The 23568-nt window shown below is 38.1% G+C and carries 13 protein-coding genes; all 13 read left to right on the top strand.

Features of this window, described 5'->3' with window-relative positions; genetic code table 11:
• The first annotated feature begins 113 nt into the window (after positions 1-113).
• Positions 114-464, top strand: a complete 351-nt coding sequence (locus Q0983_RS00005) for a hypothetical protein (protein WP_299546810.1) — start codon at positions 114-116, stop codon at positions 462-464.
• Positions 461-1312: a BadF/BadG/BcrA/BcrD ATPase family protein gene (locus Q0983_RS00010; protein WP_299546812.1), complete on the top strand. Its 852-nt coding sequence runs from the start codon at positions 461-463 to the stop codon at positions 1310-1312. The genes Q0983_RS00005 and Q0983_RS00010 overlap by 4 nt, the downstream gene beginning before the upstream one ends.
• A gap of 218 nt (positions 1313-1530) precedes the next feature.
• Positions 1531-3789, top strand: a complete 2259-nt coding sequence (locus Q0983_RS00015) for a LamG-like jellyroll fold domain-containing protein (protein ID WP_299546815.1) — start codon at positions 1531-1533, stop codon at positions 3787-3789.
• A gap of 93 nt (positions 3790-3882) precedes the next feature.
• Positions 3883-5151: a Gfo/Idh/MocA family oxidoreductase gene (locus Q0983_RS00020; protein ID WP_299546818.1), complete on the top strand. Its 1269-nt coding sequence runs from the start codon at positions 3883-3885 to the stop codon at positions 5149-5151.
• A 20-nt stretch (positions 5152-5171) separates the two neighbouring features.
• Complete coding sequence (locus Q0983_RS00025) at positions 5172-8570, top strand: family 16 glycoside hydrolase (protein WP_299546821.1); 3399 nt, start codon at positions 5172-5174, stop codon at positions 8568-8570.
• Between the two features lie 43 nt (positions 8571-8613).
• Positions 8614-10506 (top strand): family 16 glycoside hydrolase, encoded by a 1893-nt coding sequence (locus Q0983_RS00030; protein ID WP_299546824.1) that lies wholly within the window; start codon positions 8614-8616, stop codon positions 10504-10506.
• A 2-nt stretch (positions 10507-10508) separates the two neighbouring features.
• Complete coding sequence (locus tag Q0983_RS00035; RefSeq protein ID WP_299546827.1) at positions 10509-12449, top strand: auracyanin family protein; 1941 nt, start codon at positions 10509-10511, stop codon at positions 12447-12449.
• Between the two features lie 385 nt (positions 12450-12834).
• Positions 12835-13431: an RNA polymerase sigma-70 factor gene (locus Q0983_RS00040; protein WP_299546830.1), complete on the top strand. Its 597-nt coding sequence runs from the start codon at positions 12835-12837 to the stop codon at positions 13429-13431.
• A gap of 214 nt (positions 13432-13645) precedes the next feature.
• Positions 13646-14779, top strand: a complete 1134-nt coding sequence (locus Q0983_RS00045) for a FecR domain-containing protein (RefSeq protein ID WP_299546833.1) — start codon at positions 13646-13648, stop codon at positions 14777-14779.
• Positions 14780-15057: 278 nt separating this feature from the next.
• The gene (locus Q0983_RS00050; RefSeq protein ID WP_299546836.1) at positions 15058-18369 is read left to right on the top strand and encodes a TonB-dependent receptor; all 3312 of its coding nucleotides are present in this window, start codon (positions 15058-15060) and stop codon (positions 18367-18369) included.
• A gap of 12 nt (positions 18370-18381) precedes the next feature.
• Positions 18382-20133 (top strand): RagB/SusD family nutrient uptake outer membrane protein, encoded by a 1752-nt coding sequence (locus Q0983_RS00055; RefSeq protein ID WP_299546838.1) that lies wholly within the window; start codon positions 18382-18384, stop codon positions 20131-20133.
• Between the two features lie 314 nt (positions 20134-20447).
• Positions 20448-22472, top strand: a complete 2025-nt coding sequence (locus Q0983_RS00060) for a hypothetical protein (RefSeq protein ID WP_299546840.1) — start codon at positions 20448-20450, stop codon at positions 22470-22472.
• Positions 22473-22499: 27 nt separating this feature from the next.
• Positions 22500-23568, top strand: a 1069-nt coding sequence (locus Q0983_RS00065; RefSeq protein ID WP_299546842.1) for an AGE family epimerase/isomerase, incomplete at its 3' end; no start/stop codon positions are given.

Consider the following 23568-nt stretch of genomic DNA (forward strand, 5'->3'; position numbering starts at 1 on the left):
TGGGAATATTAAGATATGTTTTGAGTTGAGTTAGTTTTAGTTTGGTTGAAAGCTACCCCGGGATGTTTTTCATGATTGACTGATTTGGGGTAGCTTAATTTTAGAAAATCCAGATGGTTTTAGAGGAGATTACATACCAGGTACCATATTACAGGTGGACCTATATGGAGGCCGGGATATCCCCGGAGCAATACGACAAGTTTATAAACTGGGTCTCCGGAGAGTTTGACTTGTGTCTGCAGGAAGAACATAACGGACTTAAGGTATACCATCCCAATGGCTGGTTGCAAATAGCTAACACATCCAAAGAACCGGAACAGGTTTGTTTACAGATAATCATTCATAACAAATCTAAAAAAGCGGTAGAGCTATTGTCAAAGGAATTAAACGTATTGTATAACGCATGTATTTTTATGTATGATCCAATACAAAAGCATCAAAAAGAAATCATCAGTAAGGTATGATACTAATAGCAGATAGTGGCTCCACAAAGTGTGATTGGGTATTATTAGATTCCAAAAAAAATGTTATTTCCAGAATAACCACCCAAGGTATAAACCCGGTATTACTTAATATATCCCAGATTAGTGATATTTTATTTCAAAATAAGACCCTGGTCAGTATTTATGAGGATGTAAGTACGGTTCTGTTTTATGGCGCCGGGTGTGGTGCCAATGCTGCTAAATTAATTCTAAAAAAAATATTAACAGAGTTTTTTCCAAATGCGAGAATATATGTTGAAGAAGATCTAATGGCGGCTATCCATGGGACTACTAGTGAACCTGGTGTAGTTTGTATTTTGGGAACGGGGTCTAACTGTTGTTTTTTTGATGGAGAGCAAGCACAGGTTCATCAGGCTTCCTTAGGTTTCATTATCATGGATGAGGGCAGTGGTAATTATTTCGGGAAGCAATTGTTAAACTCCTATTTCTATAATAAGATGCCAGTACATTTGAAAGATGAATTTGAGGGCGTCTTTGATGTGTCTTTGGAAACAGTGCTCAAAAATCTTTACGAGGTTAATAATCCAAGTGCCTACCTGGCAAGATTCACCCCTTTTTTAATAGATAATAAATCGGAGCCTTTTCTTAATGAAATTATTAACAAAGGCCTGAAGGCGTTGTTCGATAACTTAATTAGTTGTTATAAACAGGAACTTATAGATAAACCGTTGCACTTTGTAGGTTCCATAGGTTTTTATTTGCAAGGAGAGATCCTGGAAGAAGCCAAAAGAAGAAATATAAAAATTAGGTCATTTGTCAAAAGACCCATAGATAATGTAATTAACAATCTGGAAACTATTATCGCTTAAAGATAACATCAAGTTTAAAATATGAGCAATTACCATATAAAAAGGCAGTTATAATGATGTGCTAATTTTTACATTCAGAAAATTTTCAAGGCTTATACTAAATTAGTAAATTTACCAAATAAGAGCACAAAAGGTAACACTCTTAGCCTTAGATGTTTTTTAACTTGAATAAAAATTTTACACGATACTGTTTTTTGCTTTTTTTGGCGTGTGCTACTATGTGCTATGCGCAGACAGACAATTCGCAAATAACAAGGCCCTACATTCTATTACAGTCAGAAGATGCATTATCTATTGCCGAACTGGATTCAACATTGTCGCGTGATCAAAAACTCGCCATTACCCTTTCGGGTGAAAATACTATTTCCGAAGATTTACTTAAGTTACTAAAATCATATAACGATAGCCTGGTTATTATTTCTGAAAATGAAGTGCCTTCAAAAATAACCGATGAGCTATTTGTGATTTTTAAAAGACCGGAAGATCTGGAAGTTATTAATCTGAACAGGGCTACATTAGAGGATAGTGTGCCATTTCGATTTTTTAAAACCCATAAACCGAAGGTCTTAAAGATTGAAGATGATATCACCTTCAAAGATTCAATATTTTATACTATATGGAAACAATCCGGTAAACTTCCGGACTTTATTGAACCCAATCGATCTTCACTAAAAAAGGTAGATAGTCTTATTAATAGTATACCCGAGGTAGGATATGTGTATGGCGTTGTAAAAACGGAAGACGGCCAATTAATAAATGAGGTAAGATTTAAGAATTATAATGATGCTTGTGTTAATGGACATTTTAGCTTTCCTATTTTGCCGGGAGAAACGTTACCCATATTAATACCTTACAAAGCAGGTTATCAGTTTTCTCCTGATATTATATACACTACACCCGAAAATTACAGGAATAGTAAAACATTTATAGCCTTTCCTTTAGATATTACTTATGAATTATCAGATCACTATGTTTTTGATCCCAGGTTCATAAATAAAATGAAAGAGCATGATAAAGAGCTTTTGATCAATAATGTTGTAACCGTTTCGGACGACATCCACGGTAAGGTAGGCTATTTTAATAACAGAAGTTATATAGATACAGGTATTGAAAGTAAAAGTACTTTTAAGGAAAATTTCACCATTGCTGCTTGGGTAAAGCCAACAGAATTAGGCCTTAACAATAGTATCTTAGGTAAGGGAGACAATTTTGTGGTTAAGCTTCGTAACGGATTTTTAACCTTTACGATGGCAGGTATTATGGATTATATTTCCGAAGCTTCGGAGGTACCTTTAAATAAATGGTCGCATATTGCCATAACGCATTCTAAAATTGATCATAAATTATCCTTTTACGTTAATGGGAAATTAACTGAAGAGGTTTCGTTGGTAGCGGAGTATCAACCCTCTGATTTTAACATTATTATTGGAAGCAATTTATGGGAGGAATTCTTTAAAGGCTATCTTGCTGATATAAAAATTTGGGAACGGGAACTGAATGGTACGGAGGTTTTAACACTTTTTCAAAATAGAGACATAGGGCATACCCATGACAGGATGGATGTTGTCGTCATCATTTTATCAATTTTAATTGTGCTTATTATCGGGATAGTTTTATGGAGACGTCATTTGCAAAAGAATAAGAGTGTCTTACAAAGCAGTCATCAAAAAAGTTATAAGAAGCCCGATTTTAAACGCGTAGTTTCGGATAATGAAGATGCAGAACGCATATTGTGTTTTGGTAAACTGAGGATCTTCAATAGTTATAATGAAAATCTTGCTGAAAAATTATCGCCTTTGCTCAAGAAGATTTTTATAATCGTCTTTTTACATAGTTATAGGGAGAGTCAGCAGGGAATTTCAACGAAACAACTTACCGAATTCCTATGGCCGGGAATGAGTCCTCAAAAAGCAAAAAATACCCGGGGAACAAATATTAATAACTTGAGAACCCTCTTGAATTCTTGCCAGGGTATCAATCTGGTATTTAAAGATAATGTATGGCTTATTGAATTGAATGATACGTGTTACTGTGATTATTTAGTCGTTCAGTATTATTTACAAGTGTTCTCCAGTGAGGCCTATACCATAAAGACTTTAGAGGAAGCGCTTCCTAAATTTATTCATATCCTGAAAGGAGGTCGTTTATTTTCGGACTCCAGTGAAGCCTGGTTGGATTCGTTCATTGAAAAGTTCAGTAATCAAATCATTGAACAATGTTTGGAATTTACCGAAGTCTTGGATGTAAACAAACATGGTGAACTACTATTTGAATTAACTGAAGTCATTTCTCTTTATGATGACTTGAATGAAAGGGGGCACCAAATAAAGTTATTGACTCTAATTAAACAAGGTAAGTTAAGCCTGGCATATAAGGCTCACGATAGTTTTAAAAAATTATACTATAAAATATATAAGGAAGATTACCCAATTACTTTCGAGGACATTACGTCTGAACAAAATTCAGAAAAAAGCTAATTTTTTTTTCGTTACCCTATTCTTTACCCCACATTTTACACAATCTCTTATTTATTTGACTTTGAATTATAAATAATAAGAAGAAATATATTTATGGGACAGTCCGAATTGAATCGTAGAGATTTTGTTAAAAAAACATTGGCCGTCGCTGCAGGCATTACTATAATACCTAGACATGTCATGGGAGGTAATAAATTTATTGCTCCAAGTGACCAACTTACAAAAGCCGTCATAGGCGTAGGAGGTATGGGGCAGGGGCATTTAAATTATGAAGGTACGAAGTTATTAGCTATTTGTGATGCTGACGGAAATCATTTGCGTAATACGCTTAAGAAAGTAGGTAACGATGTTAAAGGTTATCGGGATTTTCGGGACGTATTACAAAGGCCTGATATTGATATTGTGCATATAGCCACACCACCTCATTGGCATGGCATAATGTCTGTTATGGCTGCCGAAGCAGGTAAGGACGTATGGTGTGAAAAACCTATGACAAGGACTATTGGGGAAGGTAAACGTGTTGTTGAAGCCATGAAGCAACATGGACGCATGTTCCGATTAAACACCTGGTTCCGGTTTCAAGATAACTTTTATGGTATGGGTACGCCCGTTAGAAAACTCAAAAAAGTAGTGGATAGCGGCGCTTTAGGATGGCCATTAAAGGTAACTATAAGTGGTGTAACAGGATTTGATTGGAAATTTTATTGGGTAGGAAAGGAAAACTTAAAGCCCCAACCCATTCCGGATCATTTAGATTATAACATGTGGTTGGGACCAGCCCCGGAAAAACCCTATAACAGTCATAGAACACATGCTACATTCAGAGGTTATTGGGATTATGATGGCGGTGGATTGGGCGATATGGGACAACATTATATAGATCCGGTTCAGTATTTTCTTGGAAAAGATAACGAAAGTCCAATTAAAGTAGAGGTTGATGCCCCACAGCAACACTATGATGCAATAGGTACCTGGAGAAAGATAGTCTATACTTATGCAGATGGTTGCCAAATCATTTTAGATGGAGAAAATGCTGATAAAAATGCAGCTTATATTGAAGGACCCAACGGAAAAATATTTAACGGATTTAAGTCTGATATCCCGAATATCGAAGGCCTGATAAACAGTATCCCGGACCCTGAGGAGCAGATCGTAACTTTTTCAGAATCGGTTAGAACACGCCAAAAGTTTGCGCTTAATGAAGCGAACGGACATCGCTCTGCCACTGTTGTGAACATGGGGGTTATCGCTCTGCGCTTGGGAAGAACCCTGGAATTCGATTCTGTAAAACAGAAATTTATAAATGACGAGGAAGCCAACCGATTAATTAACCAGCCTATGAGAACTTCATGGGCACATTAAAAACTCAGATACAAATAATTATGAAAAAAGTAATCATAATGCTTAGTACAGTATGCTTTGTGCTCTGTACACCTTTATATACCCACTGTCAAATCAATAGAACCTTAGAAACTAAGGTGGCGGATATTTTAGCTCAATTTCCGACTAAAGATTTAAAGCATTCAGATAAATTAATTGAAGAGATTATTGCTCTGGGAACTGAAGGCATTCTTCAATTTACCGATATGTTAGTTCCTTTGGGTACAGGTGATGATACCAATACAAGATATGCCATTCAAAGTTTGGCAACCTATGCAGGAGGACATGATACTGATCAAAATAAGCTGGTGGAGCAAGCATTACTGAAAGCCATTGGTAGTGCAAATAGCCAGGAAGTCAAAACGTTTCTAATAGACCGATTAGCATTCTGTGGAACTAATACCAGTGTTGGATCATTAAGTAATCATTTAAAGGGAAATTTATTTAAACCGGCATTATCGGCCTTAGTAGCGATCGGAACGTCTCAAGCCGGTAAAGCCATTTTTGAAGCCGCTAAAACATCAAAAGGAGATGAGCTAATTGCTTTAGTGGATGCTCTGGGTGTATTGAAATATGAACCTGCCGTTGATTTTATACAGGATTTGGCACTTTCAGGATCAAAAGAAATACAATCATATGCATTAATGGCTTTATCAGAAATGGCATCTGTAAGGTCAAAAGAGTTACTTATAAACGCTGCCAAACGATCTGATTTTAAATTAGATGACACAAAAGCCATAACAGCTTTGGTTCAATATGCTACACGTTTAAAAGAAAAAGGTAATATAGCCTTAAGTGCAGAAGTTGCAAGAAGTATTTTAAAGCATGCAACTTCAGAAAATCAGTTACATTTTAGATCTGTTGCGGTATACTTATTGCGGGACATTGAAGGTTCGGCATTTACCAAAACGCTACTCAAAGAAGCCAGGAATGCTGATATAAAATATAGGGCATCAGTCATGGATGCGGCTGCTCAGGGATTAACTTCCGAAGAAGTTATTAAATGGGTAAAATCTTATAAAAAATATCCAGGTTCAACGAAACAATTAATTATCAGAATGCTCCGAGAAAGACCGGAAGCTATTGTATTTGATAAATGTATTGTTCCGGCTTTAGCAGATCATGATGAACCATTGAGAGTTACCGGAATAAAAGCGTTATCCTATCAGGAAAAGCGCAAAGCCTTACCAATTTTAATTCAGTTATTTGATAGCAGGTTATCATCATTAGAGTACCAGGCTCTGGAAGAAACTCTGTTAAGAGTTGTTAGCTCTGACGATTCAGATTTGCTAGTAGTTAAATTAGATAAAGTCAATGATTTAGGAAAGCAAGTTATAGTCAATATATTAGCTAAGCGCAATGTAACCAATCAATTCGGAGCTGTTTCCGGCTTATTGAATAGTTCTAACGATGAATTGAAATCTACAGTTTATTCAGCGTTACCCTATGTATCCAATAAGGGAGATTTATCAAAGTTAATAGCTATACTTCAGGCAGAAAATGATAATGATAATATTGGAAACATTCAAAAGACTATTACAAACGTTCTGGATACCCATGACGAAGCTGCTGCTAATATAGTTTATAAGGCGTATGAACAATTTTCTGATACAGCAAAGTTAACTCCTGTCTTAGCCGCATTGAGTACCGATAAAGCATTATATTTGGTGTCAAAAAAATTAAAATCGGGCCATGCCAAAGACAAAGAAGCTGCTCTGAATGCCTTAAAAAATTGGAAGCAAAATAAAGCTATTTCCTTGTTGTTTGAAACTATGGTTACTACTCAAAATAAGGAACTTAAAAAACAAGCATTTCAGTACTACCTGGATAAAACGATTGCATCAAATTATCCGGATGATCAGAAATTGTTATTGATCGAAAAGTTAGTGCCTCATTGCCCAGGAATAGAGGAAAAGAAACGAATCATTGCTGCGGCTTCAAAGGTTAAAACTCTTCTATCATTAGTGTTTATTTCAAAGTTTCTTGAGGATCCGGGTTTAAAGGCTTCAGCTTCAAATGCAGCAATTCGTGTATCGTTGCCAACTTCCGGTAAAAAAAATGGTTTGGAGGGCGATTTAGTTAGAGAGATAGTCTCTAGAAGTGTTAATAATATAACGGGACCGGATAGTCAGTATTTGAAAATAGATGTCAAAGAGTTTCTGGAAAAAATGCCTGCAAATAAGGGATTTGTTTCTATCTTTAATGGTAAAGATTTAAGTGGTTGGGAAGGGCTTGTAGAAAACCCGATTACCCGTGCTAAAATGTCTAAAAAAGACTTGTATAAAGCACAAGTCAAAGCCAATGAACAAATGAAGCAGGATTGGTTTGTAAAAGACGGTGAGATCAGATTTAAAGGCGAAGGCTATAATAATATTTGTACCATAAAAGACTACGGTGATTTTGAAATGCTTGTGGATTGGAAGATTTCCAATGGAGGTGATAGTGGTATTTATTTGAGAGGAACACCGCAGGTTCAGATTTGGGATATTGCCAGGAAAGATGTTGGAGCTCAGGTGGGGAGTGGTGGATTATACAATAATCAAAAAGCCGAAAATATTCCTTTAACTGTAGCTGATAATCCCATTAATGACTGGAATACTTTCAGAATAAAAATGGTAGGTGATCGTGTTACGGTATATTTAAATGGTGTACTGGTTACTAATAATGTGCCACTTGAAAATTATTGGGACAGGAAGTTACCTGTTTTCCCTAAAGAAGCTATAGAATTACAAGCGCATGGCGAAGACCTGGGGTTTAGAAATATTTATGTTCGCGAGATTAAATCAGGAGATGACTTATTAAGTGAAGCGGAACGGAAAGATGGTTTTAAGTCCCTGTTTAACGGAAAGGATTTGGATCTTTGGATTGGTAATAAGACGGATTATGTTGTTGAGAATGATGAAATCTTTGTTAATCCCAAACAAGGCGGACACGGCAATTTATATACGGCAGAGGAATACTCAGATTTTGTGTTTAGATTCGAGTTTAAACTAACGCCTGGAGCCAACAACGGTTTAGGGATTCACACACCTTTAAAAGGTGATGCTGCTTATGTTGGTAAAGAACTTCAAATTCTTGATAATACCGCAGCCATCTACAAGAACTTAAAGCCATATCAATACCACGGTTCGGTATACGGGGTCATCCCGGCAAAACGAGGGTTTTTAAATCCGGTAGGCGAATGGAATACCCAAGAGGTTATGGTGAGGGGAGATGCTATTAAAATCATATTAAACGGCAATGTAATCGTTGATGGAAATATGGCTGAAGCTTCAAAGCATGGTACGGCAGATGGCCAGGATCATCCCGGATTAAAACGTAAGAAAGGGCATATTGGTTTTTTAGGGCATGGTTCCAAATTATGGTTTAGGAATATAAGGATAAAAAGACTAGAAGAATAATTTAATCTTTGGAACTAAATAAATCCACATAAAATTATGGTTTATGAAAATTGAAAAATTAGTAGTGTTACTCTTTTTGGGAGTACAAGTGTTTGCACAGGAGCCATTGAAACTTGACAATTTAAATGCTTTTGAACAGCAGGCGGGAAATTGGCAAATAGTTGGGGATGTTAGTGTAAATCCTAATATTGACATTCATGACATGCACAATGATGCCGAGAAAGTAAAGCCTAAAAAGAAAAGACAAAGACGTAAAAAAGCTAAGGCATCAATACCGCAACCTATAACTTTTAAGCCAGGTACCGGAATGCTTTTAAACATGAATGATAAAGAAAGACATGATGCTTTGATAACAAATTGGGAACATGGAGATCTATTACTTGATCTGGAAGTGATGTTGCCAAAAGGATCTAATTCCGGCATTTATTTTCAAGGCAGGTATGAGTTACAGCTTAAGGACAGTTGGGGGGTCAAAATACCTTTGGGGTCAGATATGGGTGGATTTCATAATAATTGGGAGAAAGAAGAAGATAAAATATTTAGAGGAATTCCTCCCACAAGTAATGCATCCAAAGCACCAGGCTTATGGCAAACTCTTAAGGTGCACTTTCAAGCGCCGCGTTTTAATGAACAAGGTGAAAAAATTGCCAATGCTAAATTTATTTATGTAGACTTAAACGGTATTCGCATTCATAGTCATGTGGAAGTTCCAACATATACGGGAGGGCCGTTGGAAAAAAATGAAGTAGCCAGGGGGCCTTTATTAATTCAAGGCAATCATGGCCCTGTTGCTATCAGGAATTTTAAATACCAATTGCTTAAAGCATCTTCAGTAAAGTTAACATCACTTACATATACTATGTATGAAGGGGCTTTTAAAGGATTGGATGAATTGAATGATCACGCAAAAGTAGTTACAGGAGAGGCTAAAAATATTGATGTTCTTAGTATCGGTAAAGAGGATGAATACGGTATTATTTATAAAGGGACTTTTAATATTGATGAGGAAGATGATTATACTTTTAGTGTGGGTTACACCGGAGGCACTAAGTTAATGGTGGATAATAAAAAACTTATAGAAAATAATGCATCAGGTGATCAGGGTTTGTTAAAAGGCAGCGTTAAACTATCAAAAGGGACACATAGTTTCACATTGTTTAATATTAAGTCTGCTGCATGGCGAGCCCCTAGGTTAGGCTTGTCAGTTAAAAGTAAATCTACTAATTCTAAAAATTTTCATACATATGACTCATATCCTCCATACATAAACGCAATATCTCCAATTTTTGTTCAACCGGATTCAAAGCCACGTATGTTAAGGGCATTTGTTGACTTTAATGGTAACGGAAAGCGTTTGTCACATACCATAGGCGTAGGGACTCCGGAAGGCGTAAATTATATTTATAACTTAGGATCAGGAAACCTTGTAGGTGTTTGGCGAGGAGAATTCGTGGACGCTACACCTATGTGGCATCAACGAGGGAATGGTTCCTTTAAGCCAAAAGGAGCCGTACAATGGCTATTTATAAATCAACCTATCGCACAACTTTTAAACCTGGACACGCCATTTCCCGAAACGGGATCAGCTCCGGACTTTATTTCCAGGGGCTATACAATAGATAAAACAACCTGGTTACCTGTATTTAAGTACCGTTATAAACAGGTGGACATTGAAAACCGAATTACACCTGATAGTGACAATAACTATGTGGTTCAGGAGATACGTTTCTCTCAGTCCGGATTAACAAATTGGTACTGTAAACTGGCCTCTGGAAATGTAAAAAAGCTATCAGATGGTTTGTATCTGATAAAACAGAGACAGTATTATATCAAAGTATTATCAGGACAGGCTCCCATAGTTAGAGAGGTAAATGGAGAAACAGAGTTAATAATTCCTGTTGACGGTAGTAACATTAAATATGAAATAATTTGGTAGTTATGAAAAGAAAAATCGTTCATACTAAAGTAACTAAAATTTGGATATTGATAGTATTAATAGCTCTGGGCTTTTCACATGTAGTTATAGCTCAAAGTACTCCTAAGGAAGCGGATTATTATCGTATAACCAAAGTGCCCACACCTGAAGGGGTGCATGTTGAAGGAGGAGGCGTGTTATCGCTTTCTAATGGAAGTGTTGCTGTTTGTACCAGACGTGGCGATGTATGGATAATTGAAAACCCAACATTAGCTGATGGATACCCTTCAAAGTTTATAAAATTTGCTTCAGGCTTGCATGAACCTTTAGGCCTGGCTTATCGTGATGGGGCACTATATACAGCGCAAAGAGGCGAACTTACAAAGCTTATGGATACAGATGGGGATAGAATAGCTGATGTTTATGAAACTGTTTATGCGTGGCCTTTGTCTACGCACTACCATGAATATTCATTTGGTCCGGTTCTGGCACCGGATAATTCATTTTTTGTTACTGCAAATGTAGCATTTGGTAGTGAAGAATGGTGGCGAGGAGAAAGCAGAGTGCCCTGGCGTGGTTGGACCATGAAGATCAACGAGAACGGAGACATGGAACCCTGGGCAACAGGAATGCGGTCACCTGCCGGGTATGGACTCATTGATGGAGAATTGTTTTATACTGATAATCAGGGTGATTGGATTGGCTCTGGAGGTATATGGCATTTACAAAAAGGTGTGTTTACAGCGCATCCAGCCGGATTAAAATGGAGTGGCCTGGAAAATTCCCCTGTAAAGCTAACCGAAGAGGAATTTTACAGTAAGATTGATAAAAGGCAAGTAAAAAAAGAAGGGCGTTATATCAAGCCAGAAAATATAATTGATGAAGAAAATCCGGATTTTCTATACAAGGCAAAAGAAATGTTTCCTGAGCTACAGTTACCTGCCGTAATATTGCCACATGGCATTCTGGGTATTTCTAATTCTGAAATTAAAGTAGACAACACTAACGGTAAATTCGGGCCTTTTGAAGGTCAGGTCTTTGTTGGGGATATGGGACAAAGTAAAATAATGCGTGTTGTATTGGAGAAAGTTGAAGGTGAATACCAGGGAGCTGCTTTTGATTTTAGGTCCGGATTCCAATCAGGGGTATTACGCATGGATTTTGATAACGAAGGAAATCTTTTTGTTGGTGAAACAAACAGAGGTTGGGGCTCTGCCGGAACTACTAACTCAGGACTGGAATTTGTAACCTGGACAGGTCGCTTGCCATTTGAAATGAAAACGGTTAAGGCTAAACCCGATGGTTTTGAAATTGAATTTACTAAACCTGTGGATAAGGCAAGTGCCGAAGATTTGGATTCCTACCAGGGCAAAAGTTATATTTATAAGTATCATCCTGTTTATGGTAGTCCTCAAGTAAATGTTGAAAGTACTGATATTAAAGGTGTCAGAGTAAGTGATGATGGCCTGAAGGTTCGGGTAGTCATTGATAATTTGCGGTCAAACTATATACATGAGTTAACCTTAGGGGGTGTTAAACCTCAAGGCGAAGAGACCTTATTGTTACATCCAACGTTCTATTATACCCTTAATAATATTCCAAAAGGGAATAAATTACCATTAAGTGAATTACGGTCAGTGAGGCGTTCAAGTGATGAAAAGAAAGTTGGGAAAAAGGTGCCTGCAAAGAAAAGAACTGTGGTATTGAATGATGAAGCAGTGAAACCATTATTAAGCAAAAACACTTGTTTTGCTTGTCATGATAAGAGCAAAAGAGTAGTTGGCCCTTCCTTTAAGGCTATAGCTAAAAGAGGTTATAGCAATGAAAAAATTGTAGCGCTCATTTATAATCCGCAGCCCAAAAACTGGCCGGAATATGCTACACCTATGGCACCAATGCCCCAGGTACCAAAGGATGAAGCTTTAAAAATAGCTGCGTGGATAAATTCGTTGGATTTAAATTGACTGTACACCAAAGTATAAATCTTGTTTTAAACGCTGTGATTAAAATTGGGTAATATAATATTTGCGGTTTGATTATCAGATAGTTACATAAAATAGAGAAGTTTCTTTCATAATATATGTTTTTTAGTTTATCATAAAAAAATAAAAATACTCCAAATGGTATTTTATATGCTTTGTTTAAAGGGCATTAGAGAATTCCAAACTTAGAATATATGTTATGAAATTTCAGAATCGATTTTGTTTTTTGAACTGATTTACATTAAATTAGCAGGAAGCATCTATTGAACTTGTGCAATTTGTTATGGGTTTTATCGTGCGGATTGGGATTGCTTGTTGTTCAATCACTGAAATTGAAATAATTTTTCTATGATTAACAAAACACTTTATGACTCCTAAAGAAACAATTAGAGAAGAAGCTCTGGTTTTAGAACTGATTTCTGGTAGCGAAGTTGCGTTTCGAAAACTCTTTGACATATATCGGAATCAACTCTACAAATACAGTTTGAGTATGGTTTGCTCTCAGGCCTATGCAGAGGAGATCGTTCAGGATGTATTTATGAAAATATGGATCAAGCGAGATACCCTGAACCCAAACCTTTCCTTTAAATCTTACATATATACCATTACCCGAAACCAAAACATTAAGTTTCTTAAAAAGGCTGCTAACAATTTAAAACTTCGGCAAGAAGTATTCTATCAGAGTCAAAAATTCCGGAACTCCACAGAGCGTTATATGCGTGAAGTGGAATTGGAGGCACTTAAGGAAGAAGCTCTAAATCAGCTTTCTCCAAAACGACGTTTAATTTTCCAAATGTCTCGTAATGATGGTAAAAGTTACGAAGATATTGGCACGGAATTGGGGATTTCTCCTAATACGGTTAGAAACCAAATGAGTAGGGCCCTGGAAACTCTCAGAAACTTTCTAATAAACCATAAGGGTGTTGATCTTACTTTTTTGCTTTTTGTAACGGGTTGGGTATAAACTAATTTTGATGCTATCAGTAACCTGATATTCTTGTCTACACGCTGTTGCTTATTAACTTTCACAGATTTTATTATTAGGGCTTTTTTCGTTTCATAAGCACGTTGTACATATAAAATTTTAAAAAAAATAACTAGAGCGTGGTACTTTAATCATGCTCAAGGGTATTATATATGTTGCTGCCTCAAATTGAAACTTATAAATTCCAAATATTATGAAGGAATTATTTGAAAAGTATATTAAAAGGGAATGCTCAAAAGAAGAAATTCAACAGATCGTTGCCTATTTTAGGAACTCGGAAGAGTTAGATGAGTTTCCTACCATTGAAGCAGTTAGCGAACTACTTCGTAGTTATCCCGATATGGAAGATGTTTCGGCTGAAAACATATACGCTAACATTGTTAAAAAACCTTTATTGTCTAAGATATTTTCGAGGAATAAAAAGATTGCTATGGTTGCGGCAATTTTTATTGGTATACTTACTACCCAATATATTTTTGATTACGGCTTGTTCAAAACTTCAGAAAACAAAATAGTTTCAGAAAGTGAAGTGATAACACTGGAATTAGAAGATGGAAAAGTAGTGGTCATTTCAGAAAACGACGAAAAGCAATTATTTAATACCAGTGGACATGTTGTAGGAAAACAACAAGGCAATCAATTGCATTATAACCCAATAACAAATTCAGAAAAATTAGTATACAATACCTTAACGGTGCCCTATGGCAAACGTTTTGAGATTTTCCTGTCTGATGGATCTCAGGTGTATTTAAATGCAGGAACCTCTTTACGATATCCGGTAAAATTTATTAAAGGAAAGAACAGGCAGGTCTTTCTGGATGGTGAAGCTTACTTTCGCGTAAGTGAAGACAAAACGCACCCTTTTATAGTTAACACCAATGAAGTTAATGTTAAAGTTTTAGGAACGGAATTTAATATGTCTACTTACAAAGAAGATGCAGAAATTAAAACGGTATTAGTAGAAGGTTCCGTGATTATGTATGCTAAAAATACGCCTGAAGACCAAACAACTTTAGCCCCGGGAAATATAGGTGCCTGGGATAAAAGCAAAAAGCGTATCAACACAAGTCAGGTGGATACAAGACTCTACACCGGATGGATAGATGGAGAACTTATTTTTAGAAACTCGTCTTTTAGTAACATGATTAAGAAATTAGAACGTAGCTACAATATATCCATACAAAACAATAATACCGAACTTGACCTGAAAAAGTTCAATGCCAGCTTTCATGTTGACATAGAAAGCGTAGAAGAGGTCATGAACTCCATCGGTACTATTTCCCCAATCGAATTTGAAATAAAGAACAACGAAGTAATTATTAACTAAATAAAATTAAAACTATATGAAGTAAAACTATTCTAAAAAGAAAAAAAATCGGAAAATGGGTTCAGCATTTTCCGATTAAACGTGGATTAAACAATCTCTTATTAATTAACCATTTAAACCATATCAAAATTATGAAAAAAAAGTCTAAGGGAGGAATTTTGCATTTGCAAATTCCCAAATTTAGTTTGAGTATGAAGCTTACGACAATTTTGCTACTAGTTTCCTTATTGAAAATACAGGCAAACACGTATTCTCAAAACACCAAGATTTCATTGAATATGAATAATCAAAGTATTTATAAAGTATTCAATGAGATTGAGCATATTTCTGAATTTAGATTTTTGTTTGAAAGCAATCAGATAAATTTAGATCGTAAGGTAACCATATCTGTAAAAAAGAAGAAAATAACAAATATTTTGAAAATCTTGTTCGATAATACAGATATTGTCTATAAGATCAGAAATCGGCAGATCATACTGATGAAAAAACAAAGTTTTCCTGAGGATAATCCGGGCCATACTACTGTCATAGGTAAAGAGGAAGATCAGGGTCAGGAAATCAAAGGAATTGTTACCGACAAAGACGGGCTGCCATTGGCAGGAGTAAACATTATCATAGAGGGTACTACCACTGGTGTTCAAACCGATTTTGACGGAAAGTATAGCATCATAGCAACTGAGGGGGATGTTCTTGTGTTTTCTTATGTAGGAATGAACACCCGAAAAATAACGGTAGGTACTGCCACCACTGTGGATTTGGTAATGAGAGAGAATCTTTCAAAATTAGAGGAGGTAGTCGTTGTTGGTTATGGTGTTAAGAAAAAGGAGAACCTAACCGGAGCAGTTGACTATGTTGAGGGAGAGGTACTCGAAGACAGGGGTATTCAAAACGCGGGGCAGGGGTTACAAGGTGCCATAGCTAATTTAAATGTTGTAACAAACCCTGGTTCACCAGGCAGAATTGGTCAGGGATCTACGTTCCAGATCAGAGGGCTTGCTGATATTAATGGCGGATCTGCGCCTCTTATTTTGATTGACGGCGTGCAAGGAGACCTTAATTTACTTAACCCAAATGATATAGAGAGTGTGACTGTTTTAAAAGATGCTGCCTCGGCGGCAATATATGGAGCACGTGCTACGTTCGGTGTCATCCTGGTTACAACAAAAAAAGGTTCAAGAGGAAAAATGAAAGTTTCTTTTAACAGTATGTTCTCCATGAACTCTCAAACAAATGTTCCAAAAGTTGTCAATTCGCTGAGGTATGCAGAGGTCATGAACGATGCTGCCGCTAACTCCGGATGGAATCCTATTTTCGGACCGGATCAGTTGGAAAGAATAAGACAATATGTTAATAATCCCGGTAGCATTCCAACAACCATTCCTGAGCCCGGAGATCCTTCAAGGTGGAGCTATGCTTTGGGTAACGATAATGTAAATTACTTTGAAGCATACTTTAGGTCTAACATGCCTAGCCAAAAGCATGATTTTGCCGTTAGTGGTGGCTCTGAAAAAACAGATTTCCGAATTTCATTAGGATACTTGGATCAGGATGGCGTTTATGCTTTCGGAGGAGATAATTTCAAGCGTTACAACGTGCTTGCTAATATTAATACGGAACTAAATGATATCCTGAATTTTAGCTTCCAGACCATCTATAACCGGGGGATTACAAATGAACCTTTCGGTTATGCCGGTTTGGTGGGAGACTATTTTCATACCCCTTTCACCAGACAGCCGCATTGGGCCTTGTACGATCCTAACGGACACCCTCTGTGGACTTCTCAAATTCAATTTTTCGAGGGGTCTCGATCCATATTAAGAAGTGATGAGTTAAAGTTACTTGGTAAATTGGTCATTGAGCCTATTGAAGGATGGCAAACTACTTTAAGATACTCATATGGTAAATTAGTTAATGAAAATTTTGGCCATCAAGCTATTTTGCAGGCTCATGCCGTTGATGGTACACCTTACAATATTCAACCGAATAATTTGGTTAGAAAAGAGTTGTCATCCAGGGATTTTCAAAGTTTAGAGGTGTTCTCATCATACGGAAAACAAATAGGAGGGCATAATTTTAACCTGTTGGTCGGAGGCCAGAAAGAAATTTATGATCTGTCAGGTCTGTCAGGTGTTTCTCCAAATCTCGTTTCAGATGCCATTCCGTCAATTAATACGGGAACAGGTAAAAGAGATACCAACGATGATATTGATCAATGGGCGAACATTGGTTTTTTTGGACGTTTTAATTATGATTTCGAAGAAAAATATTTACTGGAAGTCAATGCCAGATATGATGGTACTTCTAAGTTCCCTAAAGGAAAACGATGGGGCTTTTTCCCTTCGGCATCCGCTGCCTGGAATATAGCTAAGGAGAATTTTTTCAAGATAGATGAGATCAGTTCCCTTAAATTAAGAGCAGGTTACGGTTCGTTAGGAAATCAGCAAATTAATAATTATTTGTTTTTCGCTACAGTACCAATTCTCAACAATTTGGGGCACATTATCGGAGACGAGCGTCCTAATTATATCGGTGCTCCCGGACTGGTTAGTAACCAATTGACCTGGTCCACTTCTAATACACTCGATTTGGGAATAGATGCCACTTTGTTCAAAAACCGCTTAAGTGTTGGCTTTGGAGTGTTTGAAACAAAAACAGTTGATATGATCGGTCCTGCCGAAGCCTTACCTGCTGTTTTAGGAGTAGCAGTTCCGGTAACCAATAATGCTGACACGGAGACCAAAGGATTTGAGTTAAAAGTAGGATGGCAGGATACTATCAACGAAAATTTTGAATACAACGTTGAATTAAATTTATCGGATAGCTTTACCGAAGTTACCAGATACAATAACCCTCAAAACACCATCTGGGGCTTTTACAAGGGTAAAAGAGTCGGTGAGATATGGGGGTATACCACCAAAGGAATTATCCAAACCCAACAGCAATTGGATAACATAGCTGATCAACAAACGTATATTTATGGAGGAAACTGGAATTTAGGAGATATTGAATATACCGACTTAAATGGTGATGGAGCCATATCACAGGGGGATAACACGTTAGACGATCCTGGAGATTTAACCGTTATTGGTAATACCACACCCAGATATTCCTTTGGGCTTAGATCCGGTTTTAAATGGAAAGGCATTGACTTTAATATGTTCTGGCAAGGGGTCTTAAAAAGAGATGTTTGGTTAGGCGGTATTCCCTTCTTCGGGATAACAGGAAGCTGGACACAACAAGTCTATGAAACCACAACCGATTACTGGACTCCGGAAAACACTGATGCCTATTTTGCAAGACCCTATGCACATTGGGAGACCGGAAAAAATCAGATAACACAGACCAGGTTTCTTCAAAATGCGGCCTATGCGCGTTTAAAGAATATTCAAATAGGGTATACCCTTCCAAAGAGCATATTGCAGACCATCGGGGTTCAAAGACTCCGGGTTTATGCCAGTGGTGAAAACCTGTTAACCATTACATCTATTGATGAAAACTTCGATCCGGAAAGGCTTCATGGGAATTGGGGTAACGGAAAGTCTTATCCATTATTCAAAACAATTACGATGGGTTTAAATATTGAATTTTAAAAACTAAGACAGATGAAAAAAAATATATTAATTATAGGTATCATAACAATTTGTTTCACGCTATGCTCTTGCGATGATGAATTAGATTATATTCCACAGGACACCCTGACTGATCAGGGCATTAGCTTTTCAAAAACCGAAATGGAAATGTATGCGAATCAGTATTATCCGTCTCTTCCCGGATATTTATCACATTGGGCGTGGTTATCAGATGGAAGTACAGATAATAACGTACCCGCCGGATTTGGTTCGAACGGATTAATATACGGGATTCAAACGGTTCCTTCAAGTGGAGGCGGCTGGGGCTGGGGAAATATTAGAAGTACTAACTTTTTTCTTAACAATTATAAAAAATCTAAAGCGTCCATTGCAGATCAAAATAAGTATGTAGGTGAGGTTTTGTTTTTCAAATCCATGTTCTATTTTAATCTGATGAAAAATTTCGGTGATCTTCCCTGGTTATCCAATACCTTAAATGTTGATTCAGAGGAATTGTACGGGGAACGCATCTCGCGATCTGTTGTTACCGATTCCATATTAAAAATTTTGGATGAATCCATAGCAAAACTTCCCACCAAAACACAGACCGAAACCGGGCGGATTCATAAAGATGTTGCCCGTTTGTTTAAGGCACGAGTAGCCCTTTATGAGGGAACCTGGGAAAAGTATCATCAGGGAACACCGTTTGCTGGTGACGGAAGAGACATTGACCGCTTTTTTACACAAGCAAGAGATGCTGCAGAGGCTGTAATGAACAGTGGCTATAGTTTATATTCTGATTTTTCAGACCCCTTGATCCCGGATGGGTTTAGTTATTGGCGATTATTTTCAACACCCAGTAATGAGATCACAGGAATATCCGAAGTGCTGTTGGCAAGACGTTATGACTCAGAGTTGGGTCTGGTTTTTTGGGGACAACAGATCAGAACATCCGGTGGCCCTAGCGGACAAGGAATTTCTAAGTCTCTGGTAGACGCCTATCTGTGCAGCGATGGACTCCCCACCGCGCTAAGCCCGCTATATCTTGGAGATGATACCCTTGAGGATTTAGTAACCGACCGGGATCCCAGATTGCGCATGACGGTATCTACTCCCGGTGTACCGATCAAAGTTTTTGACGGTAATGTGGATTATTATCAATTGCCATTCTTGACGCTAAATCCCTGGCCCAATACTACGGGATATCAAATCTATAAATGGCTTAATCCGTTCATTGCTCCCGAAGACGCCTCGGGTCTCAACACAACTACGGCAGTTCCCATATTCAGATACGCCGAAGCCCTGTTAATTGCGGCCGAAGCCCATGAGGAATTAGGGACCTGTACTCAAGAGGTTTTAGACAGAACAATTAACCTCTTAAGAACCAGGGCAGGGGTGGCCACACTTGATGCCAATGTTGGCTTTTCAGATCCAAATTGGGATTTCCCTAATCTTTCTCCATTGCTAAACGAAATTCGAAGAGAAAGAAGAGTGGAGCTGGCTTTTGAAGGATTTAGGTTTGATGATCTGTTTCGTTGGGCCGCCAGCCATTTAATAAGCTCACCAAGGTTAGGATCAAAAGTTGAACAATGGAGAGATCGTCCATTTTCACCGGAATATGACGTTGATGCGGTACAAGTAAATAGTGAGGGGTATATATCGCCATACTTTCATATCCTTGGAGAAGGTAATCTTGAATTCGACCCATCAAAAAATTACCTGTATCCCTTACCTATTGATCAGTTAACCTTGAATCCTAATTTAACCCAAAATCCGGGATATTAGTTTAATGGTATCATATTAAGATAAACCTTTGTAGAACCTTTCAATATGGATTGGTTCTACAAAGGTTAAACTTACCAGACGCTCTACATACATACGTCAACAATTAATTTATCTATTTTATTTTAAAAGAGTGTGTAATTTATTTATAAATACATACTGATAAACTTATAATTAAAAAAATGAAATTATACTTAAAATTAGTACTCATATTGATAGGTTGTTCTTTTCTGGGAACAAGTTGTCAAGATTTCCGAACTCCGAAAATTCATATATACTGTTCCGAAACAAACGACCTCTATGGTATTATTCGATCCATGAAAAACGTGAAGACGGTTCATTACAGCAGTATTAAAGAGTTGACTTCAAAAGTTAAAGAAGGGGATCCAGTAATGATTTTAGCGGATGATTACCCGGCCAATCAGGTAAAGCTACCGGAGAATTTTTTCAAGGTCATGAAGCAAAAAGGAAATCGTTTTTACGTAGAATACCCGGAATGGCTTCCCAACATGGATATGAAACCGGAAGCTGCCAAGCCTAAATACGAACGTGCTGTTGTTAATTCGTCATTCTTTGGCAATACCCCCGACAGCCTGGCCATCCTGGCCATTAATGGTCTAACCTATATCCCTGTGGAAACTCCAAATGCGCATATCGTCTCGGCCCGTGTTGCCGGACTGGATCATGCGGTTTACGGGCTTCCGGAAGATACATCACCCTTGCTTTTCGAGTTGCCGGAATATTCCGGGTTAATTGCGACTACAGGTCTCAGTAATTTAGTAAAAGGGCGTTATGCGCCTAAACGGGAATGGCAGGGCATTTGGAGTACGATACTGGATTACCTTGCTCCCGACAGTAATATGGAAACACCGGACTGGACGCCGGTCATAGAGACCGCTTTCACAAAGCACGAACAACTGCCCCAGAACTATCAGAAGAAAAGCATAGAAAAAGGTATAAACTGGTTCCGTAATGCCAGAATGCTCGTCCCGGACGGTTATGAGGATATCATCAAAAATGCTTATGACGAAAAGATATATACCGGATTTTTACCCTGGAGTGAAAATATACCCATAGGCGATGGAAGTAACGGTACTTTTGAATGTATTTATTCCAGAATCGATGAAAACGGTAATCAGCCTATCGGCATTGTACAAAGAGGCGATTGTACGGGAGAAACGGCTATGGCTTTTGCTGCTGCCGGTAAAGCATTAGGGCTTAAGGGCAACTATAAAATTGCCGACAACCTGGTCGACTTCTATTTGAATAAATCTGTGGCCACCAAGAACGAATATGGAGATCCTGATAATGCTGCCTATGGCCTGGCAGGATGGGGTATAATAAGTTATGCATGGCTTCAAGCAAATTACGGCGACGACAATGCCCGTCTTATGTTGGGAGCTGTTGTAACAACAGCTATAACAGGGAATCGTGATTGGGATTACAAAATTATGAGAATGTTGCTGGCCCAGTTACGAACTACCGGGAAAAAAGGGTTTCGCAGTGATAGAATAGATTTACCGCAGTTCAATGCCCATGATTGGAAATATTTCTACGACCGGGACTTTGTTAGTTTTTCACCTCACATGGAAGCGTATCTCTGGGCCTGTATGCTTTGGGCCTATGATAAGACGGGTGACCCGATTTTTCTGGAACGGACAGAAAATGCCATAAGAGCCACCATGAATGAATATACGGACGGCTGGCGCTGGATGAACGGTCTTGCCCAGGAAAAAGCCAGAATTCTGTTACCGCTGGCCTGGTTGGTACGTATTAATGACACCAAAGAAAACAGGGACATGTTATATAAAGCTATCGACGGATTATTGGAACTACAGGATGCCTCCGGTGCCATACAGGAAGAGCTTGGAATGCCAGGCAAAGGTATGTTCCCGCCAACCCAGAGAAATGAAGATTACGGCACTGCTGAAGCCTCATTGATCGCTAAAAACGGGGATAAAGTCAGTGATTTACTGTACACCACGAACTTTGCCTTTCTCGGGTTACACGAAGCATACTACGCAACAAAGGATGAGCGTATTAAGAAAGCAGCAGATAAATTGGCGGAATTCCTTTGTAGGATACAAGTGAAATCTGAAAGCCACCCGGAACTACACGGCGGGTGGATGCGTGCGTTTGATTACGATCGTTTTGAACATTGGGGATCAAATTCCGATCATGGCTGGGGAGCCTGGGCTATTGAGGGCGGCTGGACCCAGGGATGGATCACCACGGTATTGGCATTAAGAGAACTGGATACTTCTGTTTGGGATCTGACAAAAGATTCCAAAGTAGGGGACCACCACGAGTCGCTTAAGAAAGAGATGCTTCCGGGACTTTAAGCCCGAAAGTATTATAGCTTTTAACATATGAAGACTAATTTAATGCAGCTTAAAAAACTCAAGGAAATATATAGATCCGCCTTATTCGATGATTTGGTTCCCTGGTGGGAGAAGTACTCGTTGGATACGGAAAAAGGCGGTTATTTTACGCGTTTAAATCAAGACGGCAGTGTTTACTCGGGCGATAAGGACATGTGGATGATCAGTAGGCAGGTGTGGATGTTTAGTCATTTGCATAAGCATTATGATCCCAATGAGAAATGGAAACAAATTGCCAAACATGGTCTGGACTTTATGCTAAAACATGCTTTAAAAGACGATGGAAAAATCTATTTCAGATTAAATAGAGAAGGGCAACCGCTTTCCTCGGTCTTAAGCATGTATACCGAAGTTTTTGCTTCCATTGCCGTCGCCGAATACGCCAGTATATCCGGAGACAAAGCACTAAAAGACAAGGCAATGAAAATGTACCGGTTCTTGATGTCAAGATTGGGACAGCCTTCAGATACACCTTTGTTAGGATATCCGTTACATCGTGAGTTACATGTTCATAGTCATGACATGTGCCGTATGACGGTAGCCAAAGTATACAATGATATTTGGGAAAGCGAACAATTTAAAGCAGACACACAAGTATCCATAGACTCTATACAAAAAAGACATTGGAAAGCCGATAAAAGATATTTTCTTGAAAATGTCGCTATGGATGGCTCGGAAATGTCTGACCTTCCGGAAGGCAGGTTGGTGTTACCCGGGCATGCCATAGAAAGCGCCTGGATGCTCATGGAGGCAGCCATTGAAAAAAAGGACCAGGTTTTAATGGATACAGCTATAGATATTACACTATCTTCCTTGGAAAGAGGCTGGGATACAGAGTTTGGCGGTATAAAATACATGGTCAATATAGATAATACCCCCACTCATGAATTGGGTGCCGACTTAAAATTATGGTGGCCACACGGAGAAGCCCTCTATGCCCTATTACTTTCCTGGTTGCATACAGGAAGAGATGATCTTAAACTATGGTATAAAAAAGTACACGATTATACCTTTTCAAAGTTTCCCGATAAGGAGCACGGTGAATGGTTTGGTTATC

This window comes from Seonamhaeicola sp., assembly GCF_028281565.1.
GTDB lineage: Bacteria > Bacteroidota > Bacteroidia > Flavobacteriales > Flavobacteriaceae > Seonamhaeicola.

Coding starts and splice junctions, on each gene's coding strand:
- Q0983_RS00050 (WP_299546836.1), top strand. CDS start 15,058: ATGAATAATCAAAGTATTTATAAAGTATTCAATGAGATTGAGCATATT.
- Q0983_RS00015 (WP_299546815.1), top strand. CDS start 1,531: ATGTGCTATGCGCAGACAGACAATTCGCAAATAACAAGGCCCTACATT.
- Q0983_RS00030 (WP_299546824.1), top strand. CDS start 8,614: ATGAAAATTGAAAAATTAGTAGTGTTACTCTTTTTGGGAGTACAAGTG.
- Q0983_RS00005 (WP_299546810.1), top strand. CDS start 114: ATGGTTTTAGAGGAGATTACATACCAGGTACCATATTACAGGTGGACC.
- Q0983_RS00035 (WP_299546827.1), top strand. CDS start 10,509: ATGAAAAGAAAAATCGTTCATACTAAAGTAACTAAAATTTGGATATTG.
- Q0983_RS00060 (WP_299546840.1), top strand. CDS start 20,448: ATGAAAAACGTGAAGACGGTTCATTACAGCAGTATTAAAGAGTTGACT.
- Q0983_RS00025 (WP_299546821.1), top strand. CDS start 5,172: ATGAAAAAAGTAATCATAATGCTTAGTACAGTATGCTTTGTGCTCTGT.
- Q0983_RS00040 (WP_299546830.1), top strand. CDS start 12,835: ATGACTCCTAAAGAAACAATTAGAGAAGAAGCTCTGGTTTTAGAACTG.
- Q0983_RS00055 (WP_299546838.1), top strand. CDS start 18,382: ATGAAAAAAAATATATTAATTATAGGTATCATAACAATTTGTTTCACG.
- Q0983_RS00020 (WP_299546818.1), top strand. CDS start 3,883: ATGGGACAGTCCGAATTGAATCGTAGAGATTTTGTTAAAAAAACATTG.
- Q0983_RS00010 (WP_299546812.1), top strand. CDS start 461: ATGATACTAATAGCAGATAGTGGCTCCACAAAGTGTGATTGGGTATTA.
- Q0983_RS00045 (WP_299546833.1), top strand. CDS start 13,646: ATGAAGGAATTATTTGAAAAGTATATTAAAAGGGAATGCTCAAAAGAA.